This window comes from Pseudomonas sp. DWP3-1-2 (assembly GCF_049896285.1).
GTDB lineage: Bacteria > Pseudomonadota > Gammaproteobacteria > Pseudomonadales > Pseudomonadaceae > Aquipseudomonas.
Window position 1 is genome coordinate 111,609 of sequence record NZ_JAFCTZ010000010.1, and the last position, 19,357, is coordinate 130,965.

General features: G+C 53.2%; 19 protein-coding genes and 3 pseudogenes. 9 read left to right on the plus strand and 13 right to left on the minus strand.

The window, feature by feature from the left end:
- Positions 1-211 precede the first annotated feature (211 nt).
- Positions 212-1,309 carry an MFS transporter gene (locus ACP7B0_RS19415; protein WP_426143224.1) on the minus strand — a complete coding sequence of 366 codons (1,098 nt, stop codon included), beginning with the start codon at positions 1,307-1,309 and terminating at the stop codon, positions 212-214.
- On the opposite strand from ACP7B0_RS19415, the gene ACP7B0_RS19420 reads away from it, so the two are divergent.
- The gene (locus ACP7B0_RS19420) at positions 1,308-1,559 is read left to right on the plus strand and encodes a hypothetical protein (RefSeq protein WP_426143225.1); all 252 of its coding nucleotides are present in this window, start codon (positions 1,308-1,310) and stop codon (positions 1,557-1,559) included. The genes ACP7B0_RS19415 and ACP7B0_RS19420 overlap by 2 nt on opposite strands.
- 76 nt (positions 1,560-1,635) lie before the next feature.
- Here the strand turns inward: ACP7B0_RS19420 and ACP7B0_RS19425 are convergent, their stop codons facing one another.
- Complete coding sequence (locus tag ACP7B0_RS19425) at positions 1,636-2,556, minus strand: LysR substrate-binding domain-containing protein (protein WP_426143226.1); 921 nt, start codon at positions 2,554-2,556, stop codon at positions 1,636-1,638.
- Between the two features lie 392 nt (positions 2,557-2,948).
- Here ACP7B0_RS19425 and ACP7B0_RS19430 point away from each other — a divergent pair, with 392 nt between their 5' ends.
- Entirely contained in the window at positions 2,949-3,482 is a 534-nt protein-coding gene (locus ACP7B0_RS19430) for a cyclophilin-like fold protein (protein WP_426143227.1), read from the plus strand.
- Between the two features lie 45 nt (positions 3,483-3,527).
- Entirely contained in the window at positions 3,528-4,556 is a 1,029-nt protein-coding gene (locus ACP7B0_RS19435) for an alpha/beta hydrolase (RefSeq protein WP_426143228.1), read from the plus strand.
- 247 nt (positions 4,557-4,803) lie between these two features.
- Here ACP7B0_RS19435 and ACP7B0_RS19440 read toward each other — a convergent pair whose 3' ends face one another.
- The 7 genes and pseudogenes from ACP7B0_RS19440 to ACP7B0_RS19470 form a co-directional block, all read right to left on the minus strand.
- Positions 4,804-5,181 carry a hypothetical protein gene (locus tag ACP7B0_RS19440; RefSeq protein WP_426143230.1) on the minus strand — a complete coding sequence of 126 codons (378 nt, stop codon included), beginning with the start codon at positions 5,179-5,181 and terminating at the stop codon, positions 4,804-4,806.
- Between the two features lie 139 nt (positions 5,182-5,320).
- The gene (locus tag ACP7B0_RS19445; RefSeq protein WP_426143231.1) at positions 5,321-5,698 is read right to left on the minus strand and encodes a hypothetical protein; all 378 of its coding nucleotides are present in this window, start codon (positions 5,696-5,698) and stop codon (positions 5,321-5,323) included.
- A 28-nt stretch (positions 5,699-5,726) separates the two neighbouring features.
- A complete protein-coding gene (locus tag ACP7B0_RS19450) occupies positions 5,727-5,990 on the minus strand; it encodes a hypothetical protein (protein WP_426143232.1) in 264 nt (87 codons plus the stop codon).
- A gap of 118 nt (positions 5,991-6,108) precedes the next feature.
- A pseudogene (locus ACP7B0_RS19455) lies at positions 6,109-6,321 on the minus strand (transposase); the annotation flags it as partial.
- Positions 6,322-6,355: 34 nt separating this feature from the next.
- Positions 6,356-6,730, minus strand: a complete 375-nt coding sequence (locus ACP7B0_RS19460; protein ID WP_426143233.1) for a hypothetical protein — start codon at positions 6,728-6,730, stop codon at positions 6,356-6,358.
- Positions 6,723-7,700 (minus strand): hypothetical protein, encoded by a 978-nt coding sequence (locus ACP7B0_RS19465; RefSeq protein ID WP_426143234.1) that lies wholly within the window; start codon positions 7,698-7,700, stop codon positions 6,723-6,725. The genes ACP7B0_RS19460 and ACP7B0_RS19465 overlap by 8 nt, the downstream gene beginning before the upstream one ends.
- A 7-nt stretch (positions 7,701-7,707) precedes the next feature.
- A complete protein-coding gene (locus tag ACP7B0_RS19470) occupies positions 7,708-8,196 on the minus strand; it encodes an Hcp family type VI secretion system effector (protein WP_426143236.1) in 489 nt (162 codons plus the stop codon).
- A gap of 120 nt (positions 8,197-8,316) precedes the next feature.
- Between ACP7B0_RS19470 and ACP7B0_RS19475 the strand changes: the two are divergent.
- Positions 8,317-8,688: pseudogene (locus ACP7B0_RS19475) on the plus strand (LysR substrate-binding domain-containing protein); the annotation flags it as partial.
- 93 nt (positions 8,689-8,781) lie between these two features.
- On the opposite strand, the gene ACP7B0_RS19480 reads toward ACP7B0_RS19475, so the two are convergent.
- Complete coding sequence (locus ACP7B0_RS19480; protein WP_426143310.1) at positions 8,782-10,395, minus strand: ATP-binding response regulator; 1,614 nt, start codon at positions 10,393-10,395, stop codon at positions 8,782-8,784.
- Between the two features lie 100 nt (positions 10,396-10,495).
- Here ACP7B0_RS19480 and ACP7B0_RS19485 point away from each other — a divergent pair, with 100 nt between their 5' ends.
- Together ACP7B0_RS19485 and ACP7B0_RS19490 are read left to right on the plus strand one after the other, a co-directional pair.
- Positions 10,496-11,146, plus strand: coding sequence for a response regulator (locus tag ACP7B0_RS19485; protein ID WP_426143237.1), 651 nt, complete (start codon positions 10,496-10,498; stop codon positions 11,144-11,146).
- 312 nt (positions 11,147-11,458) lie between these two features.
- Entirely contained in the window at positions 11,459-11,956 is a 498-nt protein-coding gene (locus ACP7B0_RS19490; protein ID WP_426143238.1) for a hypothetical protein, read from the plus strand.
- 384 nt (positions 11,957-12,340) lie between these two features.
- Here the strand turns inward: ACP7B0_RS19490 and ACP7B0_RS19495 are convergent, their stop codons facing one another.
- Positions 12,341-12,970: a LuxR C-terminal-related transcriptional regulator gene (locus ACP7B0_RS19495; protein ID WP_426143311.1), complete on the minus strand. Its 630-nt coding sequence runs from the start codon at positions 12,968-12,970 to the stop codon at positions 12,341-12,343.
- Between the two features lie 935 nt (positions 12,971-13,905).
- Here ACP7B0_RS19495 and ACP7B0_RS19500 point away from each other — a divergent pair.
- The gene (locus tag ACP7B0_RS19500) at positions 13,906-15,048 is read left to right on the plus strand and encodes an ATP-binding protein (RefSeq protein ID WP_426143239.1); all 1,143 of its coding nucleotides are present in this window, start codon (positions 13,906-13,908) and stop codon (positions 15,046-15,048) included.
- Between the two features lie 74 nt (positions 15,049-15,122).
- On the opposite strand, the gene ACP7B0_RS19505 is transcribed toward ACP7B0_RS19500, so the two are convergent.
- On the minus strand, positions 15,123-15,956 hold the full coding sequence (locus tag ACP7B0_RS19505) for an inositol monophosphatase family protein (RefSeq protein ID WP_426143241.1): 834 nt from the start codon (positions 15,954-15,956) through the stop codon (positions 15,123-15,125).
- A gap of 415 nt (positions 15,957-16,371) precedes the next feature.
- Between ACP7B0_RS19505 and ACP7B0_RS19510 the strand changes: the two genes are divergently transcribed.
- On the plus strand, positions 16,372-17,922 hold the full coding sequence (locus tag ACP7B0_RS19510) for a sensor domain-containing diguanylate cyclase (protein ID WP_426143242.1): 1,551 nt from the start codon (positions 16,372-16,374) through the stop codon (positions 17,920-17,922).
- Positions 17,923-17,990: 68 nt separating this feature from the next.
- Here the strand turns inward: ACP7B0_RS19510 and ACP7B0_RS19515 are convergent, their stop codons facing one another.
- On the minus strand, positions 17,991-18,830 hold the full coding sequence (locus ACP7B0_RS19515) for a DUF1206 domain-containing protein (protein WP_426143243.1): 840 nt from the start codon (positions 18,828-18,830) through the stop codon (positions 17,991-17,993).
- A 113-nt stretch (positions 18,831-18,943) separates the two neighbouring features.
- On the opposite strand from ACP7B0_RS19515, the pseudogene ACP7B0_RS19520 reads away from it, so the two are divergent.
- Positions 18,944-19,201 (plus strand): annotated as a pseudogene (locus ACP7B0_RS19520) (alpha/beta hydrolase); the annotation flags it as partial.
- Positions 19,202-19,357: the final 156 nt, after the last annotated feature.

The window sequence follows — 19,357 nt, forward strand, 5'->3', positions numbered from 1 at the left end:
CAGCCACCCCCTCTCCGGCGTCCTGCCGACGATACGGTGCATCACCGTTAGAAACAGATGCCTTGTTTATCACTCTGCACAAGCTCGGATTTAGCCTTTAGCTAGCGCTTCGTCCCCATCACGACCTGGCAGCATGAGGTGTGCCGCAAAAAACAGTTCCTTTCTCCCCCAACACCGCTCAGCTTCACCCCGTAAAGCGCCTCAAGTGGGCCTAAGGGCGCAGCCGCGTGCCGTTGCCTACCGTCAAAGCGCCAAGCACCAGAAGTACCGCGGCTCCGATAAAAGTTGCAGCGATTGAGCCGTGGTCCAGCAGGAACCCGCCAAGAGCAGCGCCCAGCATTATTGAAAGCTGAATAGCTGCAACAAGCAGTCCGCCCCCGCTTTCTGGATCATCTCCAATGCCCTTGCTGAGCCAGGTTGACCAGGCAACGGGAATCGCAGCGTTCAATCCTCCCCAGCCGATCATCACCAGTGCGACGCCCAGCTTCATATGGCCCAGAACCAGCAAAGCGACCGTTGCCGCTGCCAGTGTCAGCGGTAGAAAGCGCAGCAGTGAGTAGAGGTGGTTATTGACCAATGCGGTGGAGGCGTATGTGCCTATAAAGCCCGCCATGCCGAGCCCCAGCAAGAAAAGGGACAGCTCGGGGGCAGTGGCGTGGGTGTACGTCTCGAGAAAGGGCCGCAAATACGTAAACGCGCAGAATGCGCCTGCAAACGTCAGCATCGCTCCCAACATCGCGTACGCGACATTGCGCCTCTTGAGCAGCGCAAATACCTGCCCCACTGACGCGTTGGCTCGCGGAGGCATGGACGGGAGACTGATCCACTGCCAGAAAATATTGAGCAGTGCCAAGGGTACAAGCCCCCAAAATACGCCGCGCCAGCCAATAGCCCCGCCAACGTAGCTGCCGATTGGCGCAGCAAACGCTGTGGCCATCGCATTACCGGTGTAAATAATGCCCAGTGCCTTCGGTACGGTATCTGAGGAGACCAACCGCATGACGGTAGCCGTCGATAGCGCCCAGAACCCTCCGATGGCGATGCCGAGCAGCGCACGCGCAATCATCAGGACCACGAAGCTCGGCGCCTCTGCAATCAGCACCAACGAGGCGAGCATCAATCCGGTCAAGCCCATCAAGACGTAACGCCGATCAAAGCGTCCAGCGATGAAAGAAATAAACAGACTCGTGACGACGGCAAACAAACCGGAAACAGAGATTGCCTGGCCTGCCATACCTGGGGTCGCCCCAAGATCGTCTGCGATAGGCGTGAGCAAACTGACCGGCATAAATTCTGATGCGATCAGCATGGCCACACACATTGTCATGGAGCCAACCGCGCTCCATACACGTCGATCCGAGGGTGACGCGATTTCAACTTCAGCGGTTTGCATCTATATCCTCTTTATTTATTCAGCTCACAGAAAAACACCGCGCAATAAACCTGCGGCACTCGGTGCTTTTGCTGCTGTGAAATTCGATCGCTTCAAACTACACGCGCAGCAAGGCATCGCCTACCGGGGTACGTTTGATGCAGTCATGAGGACGGCTCAGCAATGAAGAGAGTTACGGATACTGAGCGGGAATTCATAAGGTGTCCGCAGCGCCTGGAAGATACAGGCACGCGGATAAGGAACTACTCGGAGAAACAATCTCTCAGAGGGTCGATTTCTCGAATGAGATCAATCAAAAGGCGAAGTCCCAAAGGTTGTTGTCGGTAGCTTGAGTAATAAATATGAAATCCAGGGCTGACGCTCGCCCAGTCCATAAGCACCGGTTGCAATGTGCCTGCCTTGATAAGCGGCATAAGGACAGGCTCGGCGGCATAGATCAACCCGACCCCCTCACAGGCCAAGGCAAGAGCAATACGACTCTCATCGAGAATGACCCCGCCGAAGACTGGGACTTCCACCTTTATTCCTGCCTTTTCAAACTCCCAATCGTAGACTTTGCCGCTGCCCACCTTGAACTTCAGGCAGCGATGCTGCTTGAGATCGTTGGGGTGCCGAGGCACACCCCACTTGCTTAAGTAGCCCGCAGTACCGGCGACCAGCCAGCGAATATCCGGGGACAGGCGATGCGCAATCATGCCCTCAGGAACGGTCGCACCGTATCGCATTCCGGCATCGAAGCCGCCTTCAACGACATCGACCATGCTATTTGAAATCGAGATATCGACTTCGATATCCGGGTACCTTTGACCGAAAATCGGTAAAACAGGCGCAAGCAACAACAAGGCTGCATCGCTGAAAACGTTCAGTCTTATCTTGCCTGTAGGCTCGTCCCGGTAACGGTTAAGTACCTCCATCGCCTGGTCGATCTGATCGATAGGCTGTTTGATCAGTTCATACAACTCCTGACCGGCAGCGGTCAGCGTCACGCTACGCGTCGTACGGTTCAGGAGCCTGACGCCTAATCTGGCTTCCAGCGCTTTAATGGCGTGACTAAGGGCCGAGGCACTGATGCCGACGTCAAGCCCGGCACGACTGAAGCTCAAGTGCCTGGCGATGGCCAGGAAATACACAAAATCGGCGAGATTGGCGCGAGTGAGTTGCATCGTTTACCTATAGCGATGGCGACCTACGCATGACGGATCAGGTCTCTCCAACAGGTGCCCGAACCGTCTTGAGCGATGAGTATACCCAAGCGTGACGATAGCGTTTGATGAGGCTCGCTCATTTCTGTACTGAATAACATACAGCACCCGCAACGCCCCATTGCGACCTTACTGGCCGGCACAGTCTTATTAAAGGGTATTCATGAGTGGAACTCATATCAGCATGATTTTTGGGGTGGGTAATGTTTACACGAATAGTACAGTAGCCTGTTTCACATACTTGGCCATCAGCTTCCTCCGCACTTAACGATGCAGGGAAGTGTCCTTGATTGACGCCAGGTCAAGACAGCTATTAATCACGCGGCATAAACTTAGCGCCGACAAGGTAAATCGTGTCTAGAAAACCTGATGATAACCCGCGTATCAATGCCACATCGGTTAGCGCATGGGCTATGGCATCGTGCCTCACAGCGTCTATGGGGGGCGCCACCCATGAAGCAAACGCCGAGACGAAGATCAGTAAAGACGCGCTGGTCCAAAACCCGCAAGCAGCAGAAAAATCACCTGATCTGTACGTTGTGATGCGGGTCAATGGAGAAACATTGAGATTCAAACTGGACGATAACCCGACATCAAGAGACTTCATTACCCTCTTACCGCTCGAAGTCAGTCTTGAAGATTACGCGGCTACCGAGAAAATTGCTTATCTTCGACGCAAACTGATTACCCGGAACGCCCCTGGAGGTTTCACACCTAAAGAGGGTGACGTCACTTATTACGCTCCATGGGGGAATTTGGCGATATTCCACAAAGGATTCATTTACTCAAAAGGTCTCGTAAAGCTCGGCACCGTTGAGTCAGGCTTGGACACGTTGAGAAAGAGTGGCGGCTTGACAGTACGAATGGAACTTGGCAATGCACACTAACATCCCCACACACATGAAATTAACTACCGTATCCGAGAGCGAAGCATGAAAAAAATCATAGTGTTACTGGGCCTTCTAATGGCGTCGCTCTCGGCAATAGGAGCAGACATGTCAAACGGCGCAGATAATTTTTTCAAGAGCGACAAAGTCACCCTGCAACAGGTGACGTTTAAAAATCAGTTCAAGATGAATACCGCGGGTAATCTATTCATCCCGAAAGGCTTGAAACCTGATAGCAAAAACCCGGCAATCATCGTGGGCCATCCCATGGGCGCTGTGAAAGAGCAAAGCGCTAACCTGTATGCGCAAAAGCTGGCGGAGCAAGGTTTCGTGACATTGTCTCTGGATCTGTCTTTCTGGGGTGAAAGCGATGGGCAGCCGCGCAATGCCGTAGCCCCCGAAATCTATGCCGAGGACTTCAGCGCGGCAGTGGACTTTCTACGAACTCAGTCCTCCGTCGATCGGGAACGCATTGGTGTTTTGGGTATTTGCGGCAGCGGCAGTTTCGTGATCAGTGCAGCCAAGATTGACCCTCGTATGAAAGCCATTGCGACCGTCAGCATGTACGACATGGGAGCAGCCAACCGTAATGCACTCAACCACTCCCAAACCGTTGAGCAGCGCAAGCAAATCATCGCCGCAGCAGCCCTGCAGCGAGATACCGAGTTTACAGGCGGTCCCGTTCAGTACACCGGGGGTACGGTGCATGAGCTGACGGCCGACACTCACCCTATCCAGAAAGAGTTCTATGACTTCTACCGCACTCCACGGGGCGAATACACACCAAAAGGCGGCTCACCCAAAACCACAACCCAGCCTACGTTGACCAGTAATGTCAAATTCATGAACTTCTATCCATTCAACGACATCGATACGATTTCTCCACGGCCAATGCTCTTTATTGCCGGTGCGAACGCCCACTCCCTGGAGTTCAGTGAAGATGCGTATCGACGGGCGGGAGAGCCAAAGGAGCTGGTTATCCTTCCTGGGGCGGGCCACGTAGATTTGTATGATCGAGTTGATCTCATCCCGTTTGCAAAGCTGACGTCATTCTTCCAGCAGAATCTGAAATAGGACCACGTTCAGGCGACACAGCAGAGGTCCTGAAAGCAAGCAGGGCCTTGCGATGGCTCGGATTTCAACGCTGACCAATCGACCTATGAGTGACAGCACAGAACTCTCAGCTCTCGACTCATGAGTACAACTCAGTTCATCGGCGAGAGAAGCGACCTAGAACGCAAATGACCCATGAGCCACTTCCCCTCCATCCGCAGCGGCACTTCAAGATCATTTGAGGTGCCTATTAAATTTTTGCACCAGCCTATTGTTCAAGAAGGCGTGATGCAATGCGAAGAGCGATCAGACAAAGAATCAATAGGGCCCCTACAACCATTGGCACTACTAGAAGCTTCTTATAGCGCCCAGGAAGATTTTCTACTTCCTCAGTATCAATCAAACCTCTTCTAGCATGAATATTTGGCATCATTATTATCATGGCAATAATTCCACCCCGCATAACTTTCCCTAGCAAGCCAGCATTTTCCCACACGTTTTTAGTATCTCTTACATAAGAGCAGTTTGGCAGACAGGCCTCGATAGCATCAACGTATTTATAAGCAATAAATATTATAGAAAACAATACTAACCCCATAGACGCCAGTATCAATCCAGCCGACAAACCTAGTTGGACGCTCGTCATTTTCCATATTCCCGTACAAGAGTGCCCCAGAATTCTCGCGATCCGACTCGCCTAGTTCTCCTCCCCCCACACCTCCAATCACGCCACATGCAAGAGCACCCGCATAGCCAGCAGGAACACCCATTAATCGGGCAGGATTTCATAGTCCTAATAGGTATGCAGCGATTCTTACTGCCATCATGGCAAGAAATAAAAACGACGTTATGAGTGTCGGAATTATCAATAGCTTTTTGTAGAGTGCGGGGAGGCGATTCACTTCATTAATATCAATTATTCCTTTTTTGGCGCAGCGATCCGGCATCATCAGAACAGTGGCAATAACGCCTCCTCGAATAACTTTCCCGAGCAAGCCGCCACCGGACCATGCTTCTTTAATGGTTGTTACGGAAGAGCAGTTGGGTAGCTGATCTTCGACAACCTGAACATACTTGTGCGCAATCACGGCTGTAGCTATGAGATTAAGAACCATTGGTACAATTATAAAAATACCGATTAAGCCTATTGGGATGTCTGTCATTTTGTGCAATTACCTTAAGTCTGATTCCTCAAATTGCAGTTCCCCTGTTTGTACCGAGCTTTACAATGAGCAAATCATCCAGTTCTCTACGCCTACATTTCATGACAAAAACGAGCGCAGCTTCAGGATCTTTTTGAAAGAGCTCGTAGCTAGCTACGTCTATTCCATAATATTCTTCATAATCAACCATGCCATTGCTCACTGGAATCGAAACGTAAAAACGCCCTGAAGCCTCCTCAATACCCACTGAGAACCTATATTTTTTATTGACGAAAACATCGTTAAATATCATGGCACCCTCTAAAATAATGCAATGGCGTTAAACATTTTAGCAGAAATCGCTCCCGCATCAATTACCGCTTCGCTATCACCATTAGGTAGGGCGGTTGCAGGAGCTGAGTGCAACACGGCTATTGAATTAAGACGGGAGCAGAATGATGCATCTCCATCACCTCTGTAATCACTTCAATCGGACATTTATAACCGAAGCGTTTACGAGGACGAATATTCATTTGATACGAAATGGCGTCCAACGCTTGCTGGCTTTGTACCGACAAGTCCGTGCCCTTGGGCAGGTACTGGCGAATCAAACCGTTAATGTTATCATTGCTACCGCGCTGCCAATGCCTCCGATGGGAACGCCAAATATTGCCCCTGCTATCCGATATATTTTTCTATGACGCTTAGCGCAACAAGCAAGACAATCAGCACGCAAGCTGTAAGCAGCGGTACTGTAAGAAAATACTTATAACGATTCGGGAGATCATTTACCTCTTGAGCGTCGATCAGACCTCTTTTGGCATGCATCGTAGGCATAAGTAATACCATAGCAATGATACCCCCTCTCATAACCTTCCCGAGCAAACCAGCACTTGACCAGACGCGCTTATTGTCTTTTATATAAGAGCAATTCAGGAGGTGACCCTCGATAGTTTCAACGTATTTATGAGCAATAAATATGATCGTGAATAACACCGCACCCATGGATGCCAGTATCAATCCACCGAACAAACCCAATTGGGTGCTAGTCATTTGTCATTTTCCCGTAAAGAATTTCTCCATACTTCTCACCTTTCGATTCGCCTAGCTCTCCTCCGCCCCACCCTCCTACAGCTCCCCCAATAACGCCGCATGCAAGCGCGCCCGCACCGCCAGTAGGAATACCAATTGCGACGCAAGCTGTCGTGGCAATTGCCCCCCCTACATATCCAGCGATACCAGCACCAAAAATGCTACCCAGGAGCGAACTACCCTCAACATATTTCGCCTTGCGACACTGCTCCTCGCGTCCTAGCGTACATGCGTTACGAATCGCCAGCCCCGTGGAACCGACTTCAAGCGCGGTCCCGATATACGTTCCTCTCTTGATCCATTTGGATGCTTTGGCCACGCCAGATACCTTATCAGCGTAACCTGCAATTTCCGCCGTATGCATGTAGCTGTTCGTCGAAAGCCCCAGCAGTCTCTTTATGGAACCTTCGTAACGCAGTCCAGATCCAAATGCAGCGAAACTGCCAAGCTGTTTCTCAAGCTTCAAGAACAGCTCTGTACGCTTGGCATAGAACTCGTCTCGGCGGGTCATAGTGCCGGAGCCCATATGTTCCCTGTACAGGCTCTCGATGCTCTGAAGCGATTCCTTGATAGATTCCAGATGTTTGCTCCAACCATCACTTGTAGCGCCTATCCCCATGGAGGTATAGGCAATCAAGTTCTTGAGCAGCTCGAAATTCTCCAGAAAAAAGTCGTCGGCACCCTCTCCGTTCACCAGCAACGCTGTGTGCACTTCAGCAGCCTTGGCCATCAGCATGGCTTCCTGTGCTGTAGACGATGGGGTGGACGCATCGCCCACAATCACCAGATCGCCCGCGAGAACGACGCCGCCCGAGATGTGGGAGTTGAGGGCGACGAACTTGGCCTTGGCATTCTTGGGCAGTGCAAGGTTCGCTTTCAGAGAGTCGAAGGTCTGCGTTCGAGGATTGATAAAGGATCGAGCATCGGCCATGGTCGCCTCACGAATACTTTTTATTGTTGATCCGGTCCCATCCACCGGCCACGTTACCGCCCGCGGTGCCATCGACACGCTTTTGCAGGGTGTAGGTGGCTTTTATCCGACCGTAATTGAGCTGTACGATTTCCACGGGGATACCGGAGCTCGCGCTCTGCGTGTAATCAGCGATGATGACTTCTTCAAGCACCACTTCGTAATACTTGAGCTTGTCGGTGCCCGCCCGGCAGAGCACCAACTTCACTTCCTTCAGGTGCTGGCCTGCGCAACTGGCTTCCATGAGCTTGCAGCTGGAGCTGTCCAGATGTTTGGTGAATGTGAAATTGGTCATGGTGGTGCGACCGGATGAAGCGCCGCCTGAGGAACTTGCGGTTGCGGAAGTGCTCTGACTGACGCCAAAGTTATAGCCGGTAATTTCGATCCATTTGCTGTACTTCTCGTCCAGCGCTTCGCCGGGAATGTCTGCGATCTGAATAAAAGCGTCGAAAGCCATCGTTTACCTCTCCTTGGTGATCAATCCGATACACGTAAATTTGGTATAAAGCGCCGTTATGACCGGAAATCACGACGGCAGTTCCGGGAACTGCCAAAAATATGTCGGTGACTATGGCGTAATCACGAGTTTTGGCGTGATCGATTTGTCACGACGGGTAAAATAATGGACTGGAGCATGTCTTCAGCCCCCCATATCACGCAGTTGCGCCTGCCCACCGCGCTGACCTTGAACAACATGGAAGCCATGCTGATGGCCGTGGTGGATGGGCATGGTATCGCATTTGTCCCGGACTTCCTGGCGCGCGAAGCCATTGCCTTGGGTCGCCTGGAAACGGTGCTCGACGGCCACAGCGAAGATCAAGGGCAGTTCTGGGCATTGTGGCCATCCAGCCGCCATCTTTCACCGAAAATCCGCGTATTCGTGGATTTTGCCGCCGAGCATCTATTTGCCATTCCCTCCGAAGACAACCCTGATGCAGCACGCTCATGAAGCACACCGGACCCAGGCCTGAAACCCAAGTACTAAAAAAACTTAAGCAACGCCCCCCGCCCGGCCGCGATGTAATTGCCGGATCACGCCCGACTAGCGCGTTTTCGTAGAGCGCAAGTTTTTGGTCAGATCGAGCAAGGTTGCGCGCAACTCGGGTGGACGCACGGGTTTTGCGAGAATGGAAATGTTCATATGGATCAACTCATGGCGGATTCTTTCAATCTCATGTCCGGTCATGATCATTGCAGGCACTTGCCAGCCGCGATGTTCGCGTATAGCGGCGATGCATTCGGAACCTGAAATCTTCGTACCCAGGTCGAAGTCGGCAATGATGATGTCGCACTCGCTGGTCACGCCCTCGCCATCACAGTGTGTTTCCACCTCGCATCCCCATTTTTCCAGCAGCGCCGATGTCGCCATCAGTACATTGGAATCATCCTCGACCAGGCACACCCGCAAGCCTTGCAAACGACTCTGCACCGAAGCCGGACTGTCCACCATCGTCCTTGGCGCAACCGCTTCCAGCCCCTGGATCGTGGCCCGAGTGCCCTTGCCTGGCTTAGAGTCGAGCTGGATATCCAGGTTAATCAGATGACTGATTCGCTTGACGATTGATAACCCCAGCCCCAGACCCTCAACATCTTTGTCACGTGCGTGACGCACCCGATAAAACTCCCGGAACACTTCAGGCAAATGCTCGGGGGCGATGCCACGTCCCTTGTCATAAATGACGATCGCAAGGCCATTTCCCTTTCGGCGTACACCCATCAATACAGGTTGCCCCGAAGCGTACTTGAGCGTATTCGAAACCAGATTCTGCACCATGGTGGTCAACAGACCAGGATTGGTATTGACCCAGTGTGGGCAAGGACGTAAACGCAGCTCCACACCCGCCCACCTCGCAGCCTCGGTGTTTTGCTTGACGACGCCCTGAAGCAGCCCCCCTAGATGTATGGGTTCTGACTGCGGTTCGAGCTTGCCGTTATCGAGCGTGTAGATATCGAGAATCGAACGAAACAGCTGAGACACGGTGTGCAGCGAGCGATCAATATTGTCTACCAGCTTCAACTCTTCTCTACCCAATCGAGCGTCGCGCAGGCAGGCAGTGAACAGGCCAATGGAGTGAATCGGCTGGCGCAGATCATGACTGGCCTGAGCCAGGAATCTGGATTTCTCTTGATTCGCCGCGATCGCCTCTTCCGAGGCAATACGGGTACGCTTCAAAAGGATATGGGCATACGCAGGAACCACGATGGTAGTCACGATCAACATCACGAACATGTAGGGCTGACCACGCCAGAACGGCGTGAGCAGGTAAATCATGACCAGCATTGAAAGGGCGATCAGCGTCGCTGCAGCCAGATAGCGCGAGCCGAACCGCATACCGTTGCCCAATGTAACCCATAGCAAGGCCGCGTATACCGGTAATGCGCCCTCTCCACCAACGACCAGGGCAAAGGAAATTCCTGCGTAATCGTGCGCCATGGCAAAAAGGCGACGCAGGACAAAATGCCCTGGCCAGCGCTTGATTGCCATGCGTAACGGAATTGCAACGCTGATGAAAAAGGCTATGTACCACAGGATGGGCACATAGGTAGCGAAGGTACTGGAAGGAAGCAAAGCCACTACCAAAATGTAAAGAGAGGCGCAGGTACTGACCGTCAGCCTCAACGTGGCCTGATCCAGCTCGCTATTCTTTTCCGTTATATTCACAGTGATTTTCCAATATGAATGATTGCTTCAAACTTGAAACACGTTACCGCTGCTTAGGTTACGATCGCGAACATGAGATCAGGAGCTTTCGAGCATGGCGTGTAGAGTCATAGTGGCCGACGACCACCCGCTGTTTCGCGAGGGCATGCTAAAAACCATCGAACGGCTTTTGCCAACCGCGACGATAGAGCAGGCTGGCAGCCTTGACGAAGTGCTGGCTCTCGCGCGATCTGGCACGGAGGTGGATACGTTAGTGCTTGACTTGCGCTTCCCCGGCATCACTTCCCTGCAAGTAATAGACCAGTTACGCAAAGAGTTTAAGCGCACCTCAATTATTGTGGTTTCAATGATTGAAGACAGAGACGTTATTTCCGAAGTGATGACTCTGGGGGTTGATGGGTTTATCGGAAAGAACATCGACCCCGCCGGTATCGCGCAAGCGATCCAGGCGATCCGCACGGGTGAAATCGTGGTCAAATACCACGCAGAAAATTCTATACAGAACGATGCACGGTCAAAAGCGCTCTCCCAACTAACCGCACGCCAGCGCGAAGTACTCGGCCTGATTGCCTCAGGCAGGACCAACAAGGAAATTGCCAAGACGCTTGGCATCTCCCCTTTCACTGTGCGCATCCACGTTTCAAGCTTGCTCAAAGCGCTCGATGTCCCAACCCGCGCAGCTGCAGCGGCGCAGTTTTCCTATTCCCCGGCCAGTAAGGAATGGCCTGGAAACGCCAAGATTTAACCCGCCCGGCTCACCTGCCATTCAACATGCCTGGAGGCCGCTCATGGTGTTCCTCGGGTGTCGCCTGCAGACTTATCATCGCTATTCAGGTCGAACGCTATAGCACACTTGCACTATAGCTAACCCATCCACTGCATCCTAAGCTGTGAGCGCATTCCAATGGCTGCATGAGCGGTCAACTATTTTGGCTGACAATACGCTGTGCACCGGACATCGCCGCGGACGTTACTAACAGCGCGACGCCGAGGCCTCCATCGGTCTTGCTCGTCACAAATATGAAAAGGTCCTGAAAACACATTCAAGGTAAGTATTATGTCCCCAAAATATGGAAAAGCACTTAGAAACGGAATTGCGCTGTGCCTCCTCGCAGGTCTTCTCAACGGCTGCGCAAACTCAGGTGATTTAATGGGTTCCTTGAACCCCATCAACGGAGGGGCCAACAAATACGACATTGCTTATCTAAAGAAAACGATCATCCCTGGCAAAACCACTAAAACCGAAGTATCTCAACTGTTTGGCGCACCGACGAGTGAACGGCTCGATTCGACAAGTAGCAGTAACGAGTCAAACTGGGAGTACCGAAAAAGCGAAGAAGGGTTCGATAAGTACCTGACAATGGCTCATAAGTATGTATCGACCGAGACCAGCCTGAAAATGTATGACGCCTCATCACAGGTATCCAAAACGCAGGATGTCGCTAAAGACGTGAGCAGCGTGACCGGCACAAAAACCGCTCAGAACAAAACCCAAGGGGATGTATTGTTGATCTATTTTGTGGATGATGTGGTCAAATATTACAGAGTCTATTGATACCGCTTCTCGTTCGGCGCTACTCGCTGACGTCCTGCTCATCGACGTCACATGGGTAACGCCGAACCGGCAAAGCGCATGCCCATAAAAATCGAGTGGTTCCTACTTCCACCATTAAATACTGACTGGCGCAGCGTTCCTGTCCGTACGCTCATCTCATCAAGGTCTGTCGCATAACGGAAGTCAGTTCCAGCAGGCTGGCCGCTCCCCCTTGAAGTAATCCCTTATCCTCACGTTTGCCACGCCATACCTTGCTTGATCCATCAGCGATGCTTCTGGTAAATCAACATTGTCACCCAGGCCGGCCGCCGGAGCGGCGTGCGGTACTGCTTAACCTGGCTCTCTCAGACGTGTTGACCGACTCCAGAGCGCGGCTGTCAACGGTTACCGCAGAACACGATAAGTCTGGCGCTCTGCAAAGCGTGCAGCGGCGCCCGCTCTATTGGGAACCTTCAATACGCGAATCAGGCAAGACACATGAATGCGGACGGTGAATGGAGAGATTTCCAGCTCGGCCGCAATTTCCTTATTCGTCTTGCCTTCAGCAATCAAGTTCCAGACTTCTCGCTGGCGGGCCGTCAACTTACTCATTGTGCCGTCAACATCAAATGGCAGCCCCGTGGATTGATAGTTGATCAATACCTCGCCACTGCGGATAGCAGTGATCGTTTTTCTGAACTCATCAACACCAACGCCTTTACCAATATACCCATTCGCTCCCGCATACATTATACAGTCGATGACATCATCGTCTTCAATCGTCGATACCACTATCAGTGTGGAGTTTTTCATTTCCTGACGTAGCGCCACAAAGTCAGTTAATGAACCTAAGCCAGGCAGACTGACCTCAAGAAAAAGCGTATCGATGGGCAACCCGTTTTTCGCCAGCGCTCGGACCTCGGCCAGGTCTCCTGCCTGCTCGACGATCACATCAGGTATCAAGCGCTCAAGTAATCTTTCCATGCCTTCCCGAAAAAGCGGATGCTCGTCTGCTACGACAATTCTGCAACTCATATCAGAGCCCACAACCTGTTCATTTCAGTTAACACGAATGCGGATCATGTCCGAGTGACGCCAGTGAGGATATAGAACATTTGAACTAGCACACATGTGCTATGCGTCTGAATACTCAAATATAGCGGAGTGAGCCAAAGACGAAAACCCACAAGACAACTAATGAGCAGCGATCGATATATTTAGCTTTTATTGCCCCCGATGAAGCCCCCCCCCTTTTATAAATTCGAAATAGCCAAACAACAGACGGGGCCAACTGCGCATTTAAATCACAGGCTCATCGCGCGCTGTATTGTGTGTTCACCTCGTGACTCGATGAGGCGCGCCATTGGATACCGGCACCATCGACTTTACAGATTGACCACGAAAAAGCGCTTGCGCGGGAAATCAATGTTGGACAACAACCTGATGCTTCGCTTCGCTTCGCTTCGCGTCCCAAAACCGACTTCACCGACATTTCGTTGGTCAACGTGCGGGGATTGAGGCGATCAAGCGACAGGTTCAGATGACTCCGACACCGGATTCAGCCGGACAAACTGAACCTCGCGCCGATCACAAGTGCCCTTTTTTATGCCCACCTGGATTGCCTTGTCTAGCGGGGAATGTGGTCGCCCGGCCATTGGCGGCGCCCTTCGCCTCTGGCAATGGCTTGCCCCCCCCACCTTTTGAAAGTGCGAATCGGAGCTCTGCCGAATGTCTAACACCCTTCAGCCCCCCCTGATAACTTACGAGATCAGATTCACCCACTTTCAAAAACTCCGCCCATCTACTTGGTTGAACTTACCCATAACATCAAGAATGATTTCATCTAGCGCCAATCTAAAGCCCTCCTCTCCTCTATGATGTAAATCCATGTTTAAATCCTGACTTTAATCTTTGCTGCGCAGCGTTGTTTTCGTCTTTGCTCTGTTAAGCCCCCTACCAGGATTACCAGCATGCGCCTGTCAGATTTCATTCTTGAAAACCTTGAACCCATTCTGCAGGCTTGGGAGGATTTTGCGCGGACGATTCAGACGCCTGATGCTGCGCTGGATCGAGCGGGGCTGCGCGATCATGCGGAGCAGATGCTGCGGGCGATTGTTGTGGATCTGCAAACCAAGCAGACAGAGCAGGAACAAACGGCCAAGTCTCAGGGAAAGGGGCCGCAGGACCAGAATGAAACACCGGCGGAGACGCATGCGGTCACACGACTCATGGCAGGCTTCACCATTGATCAGATGGTGTCTGAATATCGCGCGTTGCGAACCAGTGTGTTGAGTCAGTGGCTTAAACACTGTAAGGAAGGTTCAGCGTTAAATGTCGACGACATGACCCGTTTTCACGAAGCCATTGATCAAGCACTGGCAGAGTCAGTCGCCAGTTACTCTCGAGCGGTCGAGGCGTCGCGTAATGTTTTTCTTGGCATCCTGGGCCATGACTTACGCACGCCGCTGGGTGCGATTTTGCTGGGTGCCGACGTTCTAAGACGCTCGCCGGAGACCGAAGCGCGTGCCATTAAAGTGGCGAATCAGATTTACATCAGCGTCCAACGAGCGAGTCAGATCGTTGGGGATCTGCTGGACTTGACCCGCTGCCAGATGGGACCCGGCATTCCTGTAAAAAAGACGGTCATTGATCTGGCACCGTTGTGTGAGCGCATCGTGGAAGAAATCCGGGCGTTTCACCCTGATGCGCAGTTGCTCTTCGAAGCGACGACGCCCGTTATAGGGGAATTTGACGGCAGTCGGATGGAGCAGGTTTTTTCCAATCTGATCGGCAACGCCGCGCAGCATGGTGACCTGCAGTTCCCGATAAAAGTGGATCTGGGGGTTTTGAAGGACTCGATTGTTTTTGCGGTGCAAAACAAAGGCAAGCCAATACCTGATGATGTACTGCCATTCATCTTCAACCCCATGGGGCGTTTTTCTCAGCGAGACGTTGTGGATCACGGGCCGACCGAGGGGCTGGGGCTGGGTCTGTATATCGCTTCGGAAATCGTGACCTCGCACGACGGGTTGATTGAAGTCTCGTCAGACGCGGAGCGCGGCACTGTCTTCCTGGTCAAGCTGCCCAAACCTGAGCTTGAGCATCTGTTATGAGCCGGATGTGGAGACGCCGTCGTTAGCGCGGGTAGAGACGGCCCGTAGTTCGCCAGCAACGAGCGTCCGCGCCCTTACCCGTCCAGCGAAGCCCCAATCATCTGCGCCACCTGTGCATAAACCTGCGGACTCGCCACCAGCAGCGGGTTGCCTTGGGTCAGACCTTCGTTACGCAGGAAATCGCTGCGCAAGCCTCCGGCCTCCTGGACCAGCACCAGTCCGGCCAGGCAGTCCCAGCTGTTGATGTGGGTTTCGTAGTAACCGATCAGTCGGCCCGCGGCCACATACGCCACCATCAAGGCACCCGAGCCGTTACGAATGAAGGTGCCGCCCTGCTCCAGCAGTTGGGTAATAAACGGGATGAAGTGTTCTTTGCCGCGCCGCAGGGAGGTGCCGACGCCCATCACGCCGTGACGGATATCGGGTGCGGTATTCACGCTTATGCGCTGATCGTTGAGCCATGCCCCCTGGCCTTTACAGGCGTGGAACAGTTCGTCATGGATCGCATCAGCGACCGCCCCCACCATGGGTTCACCCTCCACCAGCAAGCCAATGGACACACACCAACTGTGCAAGCCATTGACGAAACACCGGGTGCCATCAATGGGGTCGACCACCCAGATACAGCGTGCATCGAGGGTTGCGCCACCGGTTTCTTCACCCAGAAAACCGTCTTGGGGAAAGCACTCTGCCAACCGCTGCTTGATGAACGCCTCGGTCTCCTTATCGACGATGCTCACCAGATCCTGCGTCTGGTCGCCCTTGTGGCTGACGACCAAGGTGTCGCGCTCCCTGTAGGGCCCTAAGGCGCGTCGGGCCGCTTCCATGGCCAGCTCTCGGGCGCAGTCATACCGGGCCTGCAAGGCCTCGGGGCTCAATGGAGCATCTACTGAAGGATGACGCTGCATGGGTTGCTCCTGGTCTTGCCATGTCGAATTCGGGTAAAGCGAATTCCGGGTAAATAACAGCGGACAGGGCGTATTGAATGGGGGGGTCATTCTGGCAGCGCATAAATCTGAAGTCGACCACCGCGAGCCACGGCTTGACCTTGCCTCGCACCTCGGACAACTTCATCAGGAACAACGGGATCCAAAGCACAGGTAATGGCATCTCGCATTCAGTCTTGTTAAATGCCATGTAAAACAAGTCATTAAGCCAACCCTCCAACTCGAATACGGCCCAAAACCAGCCAAGTAACCAGCGTCAATTTTTTGGAAGACTGAAGAGTAATGGCCAATTGCTTGTCACGGGGTAAGTCGATAGACTCATTTTTCATAAGGACATGCTCATCACCCATTAATTGCTGTCAGCTTGAGCGTTTACATGCCCGTAGTGATCCATGAAGTTGCAATACCTGACGACCGCTTAAAACGTCTTCCGCTGATAGTTCTCACGACTTTTTTTATCGGATTTGTCTGCATTGCGTTGTTCGGCTTACTTGCTCTTCATCTTGCCGAAGCCAAAAAACACGATTTGAGGCAGGCTGGAATAGCGTCAACCAATCTTGCACGTGCAATGGCGCAACAAGCCGAAGACACCTTCGATGAAGCGGACCTGGTTCTTCAGAACCTGCTCGGCTGGCTGCAGGCTTACGGTCACGAGTCCCCGCAAAAACTACGTCTTCACAACCTGCTGCTCAGCCAGGTTCAAGCGCTCCCCCAATTGCATGGTGTGTTTGTTTTTGACGCCCAGGGTAGCTGGCTGATCAGCTCCTTTGCGCAGATGCCTGTCGCGGCCAACGTGGCTGATCGCGCCTATTTCAAATACCACCAAAGCAACCTGGATTTGTCGCCGCATATTGGCGCAGCCATTCGCAGCCGCGAGAACGGCGAATGGGTCATTCCGATATCGCGAAGAATCAATAATGCCCAAGGTGAATTCGAGGGTGTGGTGCTTGCAGCACTCAACATGAGCTACTTCGATGAATTCTTCAAAGGCTTCGACATTGATGAGCATGGTGCCATGTTGCTTGCACTGGCTGACGGGACATTACTCGCCAGGCGGCCTTCAGTCAGCAACCTCATCGGGGCCTCCATTGCCAATGGAGAAATCTTTCGTGCGTATCGCGCCGATCCTTCGTCGAGCACGGCGCTGATCACGTCCACCCTGGATGGTCAGGTCAGACTCGCGGGTTATAAATGGCTGAGTAAGTATCAGCTGGTTGTCATTGCGGCCAGTTCAGAGAAGGCCATTCTGGAGGAATGGCACAAAACAGCTTTTCGCACCAGTTTGATCACGTGCGGCGTCATTGTCGTGATAGTTCTTTTCGGGTTTCTGGTGATTGTGCAAGTCAAGAACGGCACCCGGGTAGAAGCGGATCTGCGCAGCGCGCAAGGCACGCTGGAGCTTATGGCGACCCATGACACCCTGACCGGGCTCGCCAATCGCAGGCTGCTGGGAACATCTTTTGGACGAGAACTGAAACGCGGGGCACGCCTACGACGACCGCTGAGCCTGATCATGATAGATATCGACTTTTTCAAAAGTTTTAACGATACCTATGGGCACATCGCCGGAGATCAGTGCCTGACCCATGTAGCCCAAACGGTGCAGCAGTGCTGCCAGCGCCCTTCGGATCTGGCAGTCAGGTACGGAGGCGAGGAATTCGCCGTCCTGCTGCCGGAGACCGATGCAGCAGGCGCCCTGGTGATTGCCGAGCAGATTCGCAATCGCGTCGCAGACCGCAATATCGTTCACAGCTCCAACCCCCTCGGTAAACTGACCATCAGCCTCGGTTGCTACACGCTCATCCCCACAGGCACAGAGACCATCACTGATGTCATTGGCAAGGCCGATGCGGCGCTCTATGAAGCAAAGCGCTCGGGCCGCAATCAAACAAAGGCCTTTGAACCCGATCCATCGCCCAAGGTGTGAGTCTCCTGCTCAGTCATCCATGACTGAGCTTGAACCGGGCCATCCTTTGAGCGGACAGCTTTGAACGCTTATAGACCGACGCGTTTTCTGAGCGCATGGGGCGCATCCGGCACGTCCATATTGATCTTGCGCCAAAAGGCCTGGGCGAAGCTGTAACCCGCAAAGGCCATCAACCCAACAGCCACCACCGATAACACCAGCCACCCCATTGGCAGGCTTTCCAGGCCGTTCATCGCGTCTTTAATGCCCGGCGGGTGCATGGCCTGATAGCGGGAACCTCCCAAGGCGAGAAGCGCAGCGATTTCGATAAACGCCACGCCCCGGGCAATCAGACCGAAACGGGAGAGGGGCCGCACGTAGCGCATGACGTGCTCGTCGGCTTCGAAATACTTCTCGAAGCTCGCCTTCCAGCCTTTGATGATATGAATGATCCCCACCACCAACGGCACCAACGCCACCAGGTAGATAAGCAGGTTGGAGTAATCCCAGGACAGCACAGTGGAGAGCAGGTCCTGAGTTTTGCCACCCTCCTCGGAGCTTTTAGAGCTTTTCAAACCGCTGATCAGCAGGGTCAGGGCAAAGAACGCCAAAAGCGCATTGCTGATGCCTCCCGCCAGCAGGCCGACACGAATCGCGATGCCCTTGAAGCTTTTACCGTGATGGTCCACATCCCGTGTGGCCTGTAGCAAACGCCAGGCGGCAAAGGCGATCAGTCCGACCACGACGACACCCACCAAGGCGTGACCAAACGGTTGGCCGAGCAGCTTTTCCAGGCTGCTGTGGCTGTCAGCCGGTTGGCCTGAACCCAGGGCGGCGAGCAAGGCGAAAAAGCCAATGATGAGATAGACCACACCGCGTGCGGCGTAACCACTGCGGGCAAGTAAAACAAGGCCTCGATTGGGCGACATGATGAAATTCCACGACGAATAGACAAAGGGTAGACAAGGGGCCGGGACCGTTGGTTTCAGCGGCGTTCAGCCGGCTCTGCTGACCGGTACAGGGCCACGCCAGGACATGCTCGGCTTCACCTCTGCGTGCCAGCGCCGAGCAACTTCGCGGCCTGCCGCCAGCACTTATCCAGACTGCCGGTGCCGATGTGTTGCGTAACGAAGGCGAAGCTTACGCGCGTAAAATCGACGAAACCGGGGTCGATGTCACCGCTGGCCGTTACAACGGCATGGTCCATGACTACGGCCTGCTCAACCCGCTGCATCAGATCCCTGAAGTGAAGGCCGCCAGGCGTCAAGCCGGCGCTGAACTCAAGGCCCACTTGAACTGATCACAACCAGACTCCACAACGCCTCACCCCTCTAACGCCCCCCTCTAGAGCGGTGGGGTTTTGTAGTTTCAGTTCATGGCGATGACCTGGATCAAGGCGTCTGGAATCGACCCATGGCCAACTAACCCTGTGCTGGCTTTCCCCATTAAGGTGCGT

Coding starts and splice junctions, on each gene's coding strand:
- ACP7B0_RS19470 (WP_426143236.1), bottom strand. CDS start 8,196: ATGGCTTTCGACGCTTTTATTCAGATCGCAGACATTCCCGGCGAAGCG.
- ACP7B0_RS19505 (WP_426143241.1), bottom strand. CDS start 15,956: ATGCAGCGTCATCCTTCAGTAGATGCTCCATTGAGCCCCGAGGCCTTG.
- ACP7B0_RS19490 (WP_426143238.1), top strand. CDS start 11,459: ATGTCCCCAAAATATGGAAAAGCACTTAGAAACGGAATTGCGCTGTGC.
- ACP7B0_RS19460 (WP_426143233.1), bottom strand. CDS start 6,730: ATGACTAGCACCCAATTGGGTTTGTTCGGTGGATTGATACTGGCATCC.
- ACP7B0_RS19465 (WP_426143234.1), bottom strand. CDS start 7,700: ATGGCCGATGCTCGATCCTTTATCAATCCTCGAACGCAGACCTTCGAC.
- ACP7B0_RS19420 (WP_426143225.1), top strand. CDS start 1,308: ATGGCCACACACATTGTCATGGAGCCAACCGCGCTCCATACACGTCGA.
- ACP7B0_RS19440 (WP_426143230.1), bottom strand. CDS start 5,181: ATGACGAGCGTCCAACTAGGTTTGTCGGCTGGATTGATACTGGCGTCT.
- ACP7B0_RS19445 (WP_426143231.1), bottom strand. CDS start 5,698: ATGACAGACATCCCAATAGGCTTAATCGGTATTTTTATAATTGTACCA.
- ACP7B0_RS19510 (WP_426143242.1), top strand. CDS start 16,372: ATGCCCGTAGTGATCCATGAAGTTGCAATACCTGACGACCGCTTAAAA.
- ACP7B0_RS19485 (WP_426143237.1), top strand. CDS start 10,496: ATGGCGTGTAGAGTCATAGTGGCCGACGACCACCCGCTGTTTCGCGAG.
- ACP7B0_RS19495 (WP_426143311.1), bottom strand. CDS start 12,970: ATGAGTTGCAGAATTGTCGTAGCAGACGAGCATCCGCTTTTTCGGGAA.
- ACP7B0_RS19515 (WP_426143243.1), bottom strand. CDS start 18,830: ATGTCGCCCAATCGAGGCCTTGTTTTACTTGCCCGCAGTGGTTACGCC.
- ACP7B0_RS19450 (WP_426143232.1), bottom strand. CDS start 5,990: ATGATATTTAACGATGTTTTCGTCAATAAAAAATATAGGTTCTCAGTG.
- ACP7B0_RS19425 (WP_426143226.1), bottom strand. CDS start 2,556: ATGCAACTCACTCGCGCCAATCTCGCCGATTTTGTGTATTTCCTGGCC.
- ACP7B0_RS19415 (WP_426143224.1), bottom strand. CDS start 1,309: ATGCTGATCGCATCAGAATTTATGCCGGTCAGTTTGCTCACGCCTATC.
- ACP7B0_RS19435 (WP_426143228.1), top strand. CDS start 3,528: ATGAAAAAAATCATAGTGTTACTGGGCCTTCTAATGGCGTCGCTCTCG.
- ACP7B0_RS19500 (WP_426143239.1), top strand. CDS start 13,906: ATGCGCCTGTCAGATTTCATTCTTGAAAACCTTGAACCCATTCTGCAG.